The sequence below is a fragment of the Heliobacterium mobile genome (assembly GCF_009720735.1).
Lineage (GTDB): Bacteria > Bacillota > Desulfitobacteriia > Heliobacteriales > Heliobacteriaceae > Heliobacterium > Heliobacterium mobile.
The window spans coordinates 1-8939 of record NZ_WNKU01000051.1 but is presented as its reverse complement, the minus strand read 5'-3'; the positions used below and the strand labels follow the sequence as shown (position 1 = coordinate 8939).

The window sequence follows — 8939 nt, the reverse complement described above, 5'->3', positions numbered from 1 at the left end:
ACTAAAAACGGGACATGATTGGATGGATTATGCGGTATTTTTTAGTAGCCTTATCCCAATTATTTACACAAATTGCGCAGTTGGTATTATTCAAGTACGGTTTCTGAACGGACTCTATTACTATCAGCAATATGTAATGAAAACGAAAGCAACCATGCATATTGGTCGAAAGCCCGGTGAGCAAATGGAGGTCGACTGGGCGGGGCAAACGGCAAGTATTGTGGATCCGGATACGGGTGAAATCATTGACGCGTACGTGTATGTGGCGGCCCTATCTTACAGCCAATACGCCTATGTAGAGGCTTTTTTAGCAATGGATCAAGAATGTTGGATCACGGCTCACGTCAATACGTATAAGTATTTCTGTGGAGTAACGCGGATTCTTGTGCCCGACAATCTAAAAACAGGTGTAGAACAAGCATCGTGGTATACTCCGACAATTAACAAGACCTATCATGAGATGGCAGAACATTATGGAACCGCCGTCATTCCCGCACGTGTAAGAAAGCCGAAAGATAAGCCGAATGGGGAAGGGACCGTTGGCATCTTATCGACATGGATTATCGCAGCTCTACGTAACCAAAAGTTCTTTTCTCTTCGGGAGCTAAACGACGCAATCTTTGAGAAGCTTGAGATATTTAATCGGAAACCCTTTCAAAAAAAACCGGGCAGCCGACATAGCGTGTTTACCGAAGAAGAGAAAGTAATGTTATTACCCCTCCCAGCTGCACCATATGAGTTAGCCGTTTGGAAGATCGCCACTGTCCAATTCAATTATCATATTACTGTGGACAAAATGAATTACAGCGTTCCCTATGAATACATCAAGCACAAAGTCGATGTCCGTATGACCCGAAATGTGATCGAAGTTTTCTTTAACAATCACCGTATTTGTTCCCACCCTCGGTTACATGGCCGTCCGGGGCAATACAATACTGTTGTAGAACATATGCCGGAAAATCACCAGAAGCATATGTCCTGGAATGCGGACCGGTTTATCTCGTGGGCAAATAGTGTCGGAGAACATACGACAGCGGTTGTGAAAGTTATCCTCTCCTCATATCGAGTCGAACAGCAAGGATTTAAAAGCTGTATGGGACTTCTCAAATTAGCTGACAAATATTCCGTAAGTCGCCTAGAAGCGGCTTGTGTAAAGGCACTCTCCTATACACCAAAGCCGAGCTTTAAGAGCGCCCAAACCATTCTCCAAACAGGGCAGGATAAATTGGTTACCGAAGAACCGGCAAAACCGGAGAATTCCTCCTCCTTTGGTTTCACCCGAGGTGCGGACTACTACGGGAGGAATTCATAATGCTAAATGAAACAACGGTCACGAAACTGCATGAAATGCATCTCACGTCCATGGCCGAATCCTTCCGTCAACAAATACAAGACCCCTCGTTTCACACATTAAGCTTTGAAGAGCGTTTTGGGCTGTTAGTTGACACAGAGTGGGCAAGACGGAAGAACAATAAGCTAAGCCAACTCATCCGTAAAGCAGAACTTCACTTTCCACAGGCTTGCATTGAAGACATTGAATATCATGCCGACAGAAAACTCGATAAAGCGCAAATTACCCGCTTATCGACATGTACTTACATTCAAGAAAAACATAACATCATTATTCTTGGAGCTTCTGGGGCGGGGAAAACATATCTCAGCTGTGCCTATGGTATTGCCGCCTGCCGGAACTATTACACGGTGAAATATATTCGTCTTCCCGATCTGTTAAATGAACTGGCTGTAGCACGTGGCGAAGGCATATACCAGAAAGTGATGAAACAGTATAAGAAAGTTAGCTTGCTCATCCTGGATGAATGGTTACTCGTACCGTTAACCAATACTGAAGCCCGAGACCTCTTAGAAATTGTTGAAGCAAGACACAAAAAAGGGTCTACCATATTCAGCTCCCAATTTTCTCCGGGTGGATGGCATGGAAAAATTGGCGAAGGTACGTTAGCGGATGCAATCCTTGACCGCATTGTGCATGACTCCTATACCATCTATATTGACGGCGAGGATTCCATGCGCAAACGAAAAGGGATCATGAAGTAACTTAAAAAAACTCAAGAAATAGGCTGTGGATAGTGCCGTATTGTGGACAACCCTGCGCTATCGCTCCGGGTGAACAATACTTGGACAAGCTAAAGCTTGCCCACACTCTCCACAGCCTCTACGACAAAACGATGCTGCTGCTGAAAATAAAAACCATAGAAAATGACAGGGTGGTTCAACCACCGGAGGCATGGCTCAATTTGGCGAGTGCCGGAACGGGTGACCTATGATAACTTGAAAACGGCCGTGAAGAAAATCCTTAGCGGGAGAAACCGGGAGGAACATGAAGCTTTTCAACGGTTACGTGCTCACTACGTATATCAAGCCGAGTTTTGCAACGTAACATCAGGTAACGAAAAAGGCCAGGTAGAAAACATGGTGGGATATGCCCGACGCAATTTTTTTGTACCCCTTCCGGAAGTAAATTCACTGGACGAGCTGAACGAACAAATCGAGCGAAAGTGCCTGAACTATGCGGAAACCACACAGGTTCCCCATAGTCAAGAACTCATCGCCCAGGTATGGAAGCGAGAAAAATCACATTTATTGCCACTTCCACGAGTCCCCTTCGATGCTTGCCGGGTGGTCAGTGTTCAGGTGGATCACTATTCACTGGTTCACCTTGATACCAACGCCTATTCCGTTCCCTGTCAAAGGAGTGGACGGTCAGTACTGCTCAAGGCCTATGTGGATGAAATTCGAATCTTGGCGGGTGCGGAGATCTTGGCGATTCACAGGCGCTGCTACGAACGCAAACAATGGTGTCTTCAGCTCGATCATTGCGTCGATCTCCTATCGCAAAAACCCGGGCACTCCGTGACGCGACTCCTTTCCAAAATGACAACGTACCCGCTATATACCGACAGTTCCATCGGGAAATGCGGGAACGCAACAGAAACACCGTCCTTAACAACTTCCTCTGACAGAGTACCGAAAACCATGGGAATGTCAGAGTTTAATATAAATAATTTGTTATGTTTAATTCCATTATTAAATATTTATGTAAACAAAAGAGCCGAAAATGGATCACTTTTTACGCGATCACAGTGGATCACTCTTTAGTTGACAAAAACACGTAATCACTGACCTCCGCCAATGGAACGAATATTTCTCATTACTTGAAGTTGGTTTTGATATAGTAAAAATCAATTCCTCAGCGACCACACGGATTCAGCGTATGAAGCAATTGGGTGAGCAGATTCATTTAGCTCAGTTTAATCATGAGACAGAAAAGTTCGTCGAGCAGATTGATGCGGACTTCGAGATTACTAACTAATCGACAATGCTCTACTTCATATCAAAGAGGGGGCGGCCTAACTGGGGAAAGTCATTGATTTCTCCGCAAAGGAACGGCGATTAGATGAGGCCTATCCATTAGAAAGCGAACAAGGAATCTATGCTTTGCTCACCCAACTGTACCATGTCCGGGAATCCCGGTTCCTCCGTGGTGACTATGAGACTAGTTTGTTATTGCTAGACTTAGCACAATCCATTACAGAAGCTAACTTGACACTTCGGCAAAAACAAGCATTAAGGCTGGATTTTTTCCACGACTTCATTCAAAAGGACGCTGCACACGGGATGAATATCTCTCAACAGGCTGTCAGTGAGCATGTTCGATCGGCCATTCAACGGATTGCTTAGGTAAATGAAGAGAAAGAGGTGGCGTGATGGTGTTCTCAATAGAAGCCAACTATAAGGAATTCTTTTCTAGAGCGGTGGCTCACCTGAGCACTCAAGACATGCCGGTTCCGTGGCGCATCAAGGCCGTAGATGATCTGATTGAGGCGTATGTAAAACAGGTGGGGGAGGTACCGGATGGCGACCAGTTGGAATGGCAACTAAATACATCCTCAGAGATTCAAAGAACCAGCCCGATAAGGTCAGTAAGACAGAATACCCGGTGTTCAGCGAATGGCAGCAGAGACATCGTTGCCGTAGAGAAGTCCCACTGGATCATTTAGGGAAGATGTCTGTTGCGGTTAAGAGTTTGGGGATTCGGATTAAGCATCGTGATAAATGTAGAAGAACCGCATGATTACGCTCTTTGAAATATGGGAACGGATATCTTAACGATATTCGAGGGGGCTCCACAGAAACAGGTGAATCAATGGGCCTAAAAGCATGGTTACTGCTGTTATTGAACATCTCACTAATTTTAGCGGGACAGACCCTTATACGATTGCAGCTAGTCCGAATGGGCGGTTTGAGTTTGCCAACTTACTCAAAGCCGCCACTTCTCCAGGTATCCTTGGTGGCGTCGTGTTACTTCGCCTTGCCGGTGTGGTTCAAGTTGCTAACGATGGTCCCATTCAGCACAGCATTCCCTGCTCAAGGACTTATTCATTTCCTTGGAATTATCGTTGGGTGGTTGGTGTTTTCGGAGTATGTGCCCACGGTTAGATGGGTGGGTGGATTGTTCTTGATGATCGGTGCTTACCTTGTTTCTTTGAAGGGATAAAGTAAGAGTGGGAGGAAGGAGAGGATTGCCTATCGGTGGTCCTCATATGAATCTATCTTTATTGAGGGAAGATACTTCTAGTAATGGTTCGTTTCGTATTTTTGAGTTCTAAACCAACAGGTATACTTTAGACGAGTCCATAAAAGAATGGAGGAAAATAAATGATTGTTCATAACCTGCTATTAAAGCTCCAGGATAGAAGTAGCGAAAGTATCGAAGATACGAGAAAACTACTGTTAAGCATGGGTGGAAGGATTGACGTTATTCGCGACTTAAAAGTTTTTGTGGACATTCGTCATGCTGAGTCTTCGTATGATATTTCCCTTATTGCAAAATTTGATTCTATGGACGACTTCCAGACATACTTACCTCATCCAGTACATGTCGAGATTGGTAATCAACTTAAAAGCAAATTATCAGCTGCGGCTAACGTTTGTTATGAAGAGTAAACATTTTGAAGTCATTTTCCATTGGAATCAAATTAAATATACTTAGTAACGATTCCTATATAAGCTGTACCTGCCTCGCAACAAAAGCAGGGAGGATACAATAATGGACTTTTTTCGAACCGGCATGGGCAGGAAGTTTTACGAACGGGATGTTCCGAAGATCGCTGAATCCCTGGCCACCAAATGCGTGTCGTGATGATTTTTAAGACGGTAAAAAATCATTTGCGGAATTAAATTTTAGTTTTTTGTTGGGGCCAGTTATTGCTCGATATTCAGTCCTCCTCGGTGGGCGGTTGCCGCAGTGACATCATCGCTCTGATGAGGAAGGAAGTCAACAAAAAAGCGTTGCCCCGCAATGAGGCTCACGCTTTTCATGACATTAAGCTCATGCCGCAATCTGTGTATTATTTGTACGCTGTTTCCAGGAACGAATCATAGCTGTAACCGTAGCGATTCCTGTACCTAGGGCAAACATGTGAATTGCAGATGCTAAAAACAATGCACCACCTTGAGACAAGGAGTTTGTTGCAAAAGCCAATACCGCTTGATACATTATCGACGCAGGCACAAGCGGGATAAAACCCGAAATAACAAATAGTGTGGAAGGCGTCTTGTGGTATCTGGCCAAATGTTCGGCAATAAGCGCGACAGTAGAGCCCGCGAGAAACAATCCAATACCACTGGGCAAGTTAAAAGCGACAATAAATGAATACACAATACGCCCAAGCACTCCAACGGCTACGCTACTAAATATCAAAGCCCAGGGTCCTTGAAAATAAGTGAAAAATGTTGCACTCGAGATACCAGCTAACACAGGATATAAGGCGAGTGTAATACTATTTACTGAAGCAGCGGCAATCACATCGCTAAAACTACCACTAATCGATAATACGGCACCAGCGCTCGCAAATAAAGAGAGCATCAACCCAGCCGTTTCGAGTACGCCAACCGCACCACTGATGAGGTCGCCTGCGATGATGTTTCGGATGGAGTTAATCATGGCGGTGCCGGGGAAAATCGTAAGGAGTAAACCAGTAACAAGTGGGCCGTCATCGATCCTAAAAAAACGGCAAATGATTATGGACAACGCAGATCCAACAAACCCTAAGAAAATTTCTCGTACAAAAGATAACTGACCAATAAAGCTTAGTTTTTCTAAGATACCAAATAGAAACAAACCAACGAAAATTGCTATAAAGAAGTGGGTCATTGTACCGTCACTAAGTAGTGACAGCATGGCCGCGTTAAACGAAAGTAACCCGATTTTATAAAATTGAGAGATGCCAGGCATTCGTTCAATCGCAATTGCTTCTTCAATTGCCTCTTCCAACGAGACTTTAAGGTTCACTAAACGACGAGATAAATCGTTAGCATAGGCGATTTTAGTTAGATTAACACCTTGGCGAGTTACTCTACGTACGGACGTGTGAACTTGTCTATTTACATCAGTCGCACTGATGGTAATGCTATTAGGTGTTACTGTGGTATGTATATCGCAGATATTATCGAGTGCTAAGGCTGCATATTTAATACACTCCTCTGCACGATAAATTTCGGCCCCGTTTGCTACCATTATGCGCCCAATAGTATGGAGGAATTCAATCGATAGGATCATGTTTCACTTCCATTAATATAAGATATTTGACTTTATACTAGAGCTGTTGACTCGCCTTTCCTTTTCTACATCACTATTGTGATAAGAACAATACAATTAAAATAAGAGAGCAAAGACTCGTCAATGCATTGGGAATAGGTTTTGAAAAATGAAAAAATACCTGTTTCTCGTAAAGAAAAATATGTTTAAATAAATCCAACGACAATAACCAGTGTTAGTTTCTCATTTTTCGGTTACATATTTATATATGATAATTTTGCATAAGTAGAACTAAAAATAATGTGGAAGGGGGAGATGGGAATTCCGGGAGGCCGTTTAAATGGAAACAAACTTTCCGTACGATAAAATAGATTAACAGGTTAATACATCCTTTTTAATTGTGTGCCTGGATAATAATGTGCAAGAATTTCATCGTATGATTTACGTTCTATGGGCATAGTGATATCTCCAGACTGACACATACCAACGGCGTGACCATTCCCTCTCGTCTCAATTTCAATCTCGTTATGATTCCAATTTATTTTCATATCTGTCGAGGGTAGCCCAAGTGCTGCGCGTAATCTCGAACCTTTTACTTCGGTCGATCCAATTTGGACAGTTTTGGTTCGTCCACTCGATGTTTTGTCCGTTACTTGCACGGCTTTTATCCGTTCTCGGGGTTTCATTGCCGATAGGGTAGTACCTAACTTTGCATCCAGTTCATCTGGGGAAAAAAGAATATCTTTAATTACAGGTTTTTCTGGACAAGTCACACTACGTAAATATGGTATATCGGAACCCCATTCATCTGCGGCTGACTCTGTATGACCACCACACGAATCAGAATAGGCGGCCAGGATCACATCATTATCATATACCAAGAACTGTCCTTGAGTGTCCTTCACCGCCTGTTTAATTAGCCCTGTATAATCCGATGTTTTTTGTCCCCATCGCTCTTGGCGCTCTTCTGGCGATAACCAGACCTGACAGTGTATGGTGGTACAAATCGGGTCGCCGTTCGATGTGCGATGCCAAGCATAGCTACGGGCTGCCACTGCCATCGCTTTTAAGGCTTCTAGCGGATCAAGTGGAGACATTTCTCCAGCCAATACACCGACCAGGTATTCTTCCATAGGTATTTCAATGACCTGTCCATCTTTAAGTTGGAGTGGAATTCGATGTTCGTCTGTATTAGCTAATCTCGTTTCTTTTACTGTGGTTTCTTTAGCGATTGAACTCCGTGGATTATTAATTATCATTAGAGGAATGCCTAACACTAGAAGTAAGACAGTTGTTATTGAACTGAATATGTAAAGTTTCCAATGCCCTAGCTTTTGCGGCATGGGGATTTCACTCCTGTCATTGTATGTCCATGCGCCAACATGTATATGACAGAGCGATCTAACTGATGACTTACCTCGGAATATAAACTGATTGAGTGTTAAGTGGTCGCAAAAATAGAAAACACGCCGCCAGCGTGATAATTGTATTAGTATAATACTTTGTCCAACCAATCACTTTTGTTTTTCTGTAAAAAGGAGGAAATCAGTCTCGCCACATCGAATAATCACTCACCAAATGTTGGAAGAGGATGAATCCTGACGATGAAAAGCGAAGCGGAGCAACTTCTGAAACTAATCCACAAGAAACGCCACGAAGCTTCCAGGCTGCTACTGGCCCGTAGAATCAACCAAGCAATCCTGGTATCCCGTGAAGTCGACCGACTCCGGGAAGAATATTGCCGGTTGAAGTTCGAACAACAGATAAACAGAAGACCATACATCCGCCGATATATTGGGAATACGCTTTAGAAAAAGGAAAAGCGTGACCGCGCATCAAAAGGCTCACGCTTCAGTCTGTTTATTATTGGGCAAAATAGAGAGCGGTTACGTTCAGGATATCCGAAAGGGGAAAAGAGCTTGCCCACAGCCGATACCGATATCGAACGATTATTTTTCACCGACGTGAAAGAAAAGAAAACCACAGCCTCCGGCATCCGTGGCCGTGTCTCCTGACTGGGCCGTGTCGGCAGCATGGTCATGCCATCCGATCGGATGTCGGGCAAGGCCAAACGAGACTACCGGCGGCCAGGGCCGTTGATCACTTACTCATTATTCGAGGACTTGGTGTCTTTCGAAGTGTTTGATCGGATGAAGTACGAGCAGCATGTTTAACTGCTCCCTAAATGGCGGAAGAAGTATGGCGATGATTATATCTGTCGGGAGTGGGGGCTGTCGAGGTTTGGGTGGGAGGTTGTTTTGGTGGCTTTGGGTCCCTAAAGATTAGATAATCGAACTTATATATAACTCAAGTTTCGCAGATTAAAAATCGCGTTAAACCCTTAACCAGTATGGGAATTTCGCCAACAAATTCTGGTGCT

General features: G+C 43.9%; 9 protein-coding genes. 7 read left to right on the top strand and 2 right to left on the bottom strand.

Annotation, left to right across the window (positions count from 1 at the left end; all coding sequences use genetic code 11):
* The 7 genes from istA to GJ688_RS18840 all read left to right on the top strand — a co-directional run.
* The coding region (istA, locus tag GJ688_RS18870) for an IS21 family transposase (protein ID WP_235911117.1) at positions 1 to 1312 on the top strand (1312 nt) is incomplete at its 5' end.
* Positions 1312 to 2055: an IS21-like element helper ATPase IstB gene (gene istB / locus GJ688_RS18865; RefSeq protein ID WP_155478065.1), complete on the top strand. Its 744-nt coding sequence runs from the start codon at positions 1312 to 1314 to the stop codon at positions 2053 to 2055. The genes istA and istB, both read left to right, overlap by 1 nt.
* Before the next feature lie 80 nt (positions 2056 to 2135).
* The gene (locus GJ688_RS18860; RefSeq protein WP_155478064.1) at positions 2136 to 2285 is read left to right on the top strand and encodes a hypothetical protein; all 150 of its coding nucleotides are present in this window, start codon (positions 2136 to 2138) and stop codon (positions 2283 to 2285) included.
* A 4-nt stretch (positions 2286 to 2289) separates the two neighbouring features.
* Entirely contained in the window at positions 2290 to 3117 is an 828-nt protein-coding gene (locus tag GJ688_RS18855; RefSeq protein ID WP_170292159.1) for a transposase, read from the top strand.
* 339 nt (positions 3118 to 3456) lie between these two features.
* Positions 3457 to 3699, top strand: a complete 243-nt coding sequence (locus GJ688_RS18850) for a DUF134 domain-containing protein (protein ID WP_235911115.1) — start codon at positions 3457 to 3459, stop codon at positions 3697 to 3699.
* A 26-nt stretch (positions 3700 to 3725) separates the two neighbouring features.
* A complete protein-coding gene (locus GJ688_RS18845; RefSeq protein WP_170292158.1) occupies positions 3726 to 4019 on the top strand; it encodes a hypothetical protein in 294 nt (97 codons plus the stop codon).
* Between the two features lie 658 nt (positions 4020 to 4677).
* On the top strand, positions 4678 to 4965 hold the full coding sequence (locus GJ688_RS18840; RefSeq protein ID WP_155478060.1) for a Dabb family protein: 288 nt from the start codon (positions 4678 to 4680) through the stop codon (positions 4963 to 4965).
* Positions 4966 to 5350: 385 nt separating this feature from the next.
* Here the strand turns inward: GJ688_RS18840 and GJ688_RS18835 are convergent, their stop codons facing one another.
* Both GJ688_RS18835 and spoIID read right to left on the bottom strand, forming a co-directional pair.
* Positions 5351 to 6580: a threonine/serine exporter family protein gene (locus tag GJ688_RS18835; RefSeq protein WP_155478059.1), complete on the bottom strand. Its 1230-nt coding sequence runs from the start codon at positions 6578 to 6580 to the stop codon at positions 5351 to 5353.
* 359 nt (positions 6581 to 6939) lie between these two features.
* A complete protein-coding gene (spoIID, locus tag GJ688_RS18830) occupies positions 6940 to 7902 on the bottom strand; it encodes a stage II sporulation protein D (RefSeq protein WP_155478058.1) in 963 nt (320 codons plus the stop codon).
* Between the last annotated feature and the right edge of the window lie 1037 nt (positions 7903 to 8939).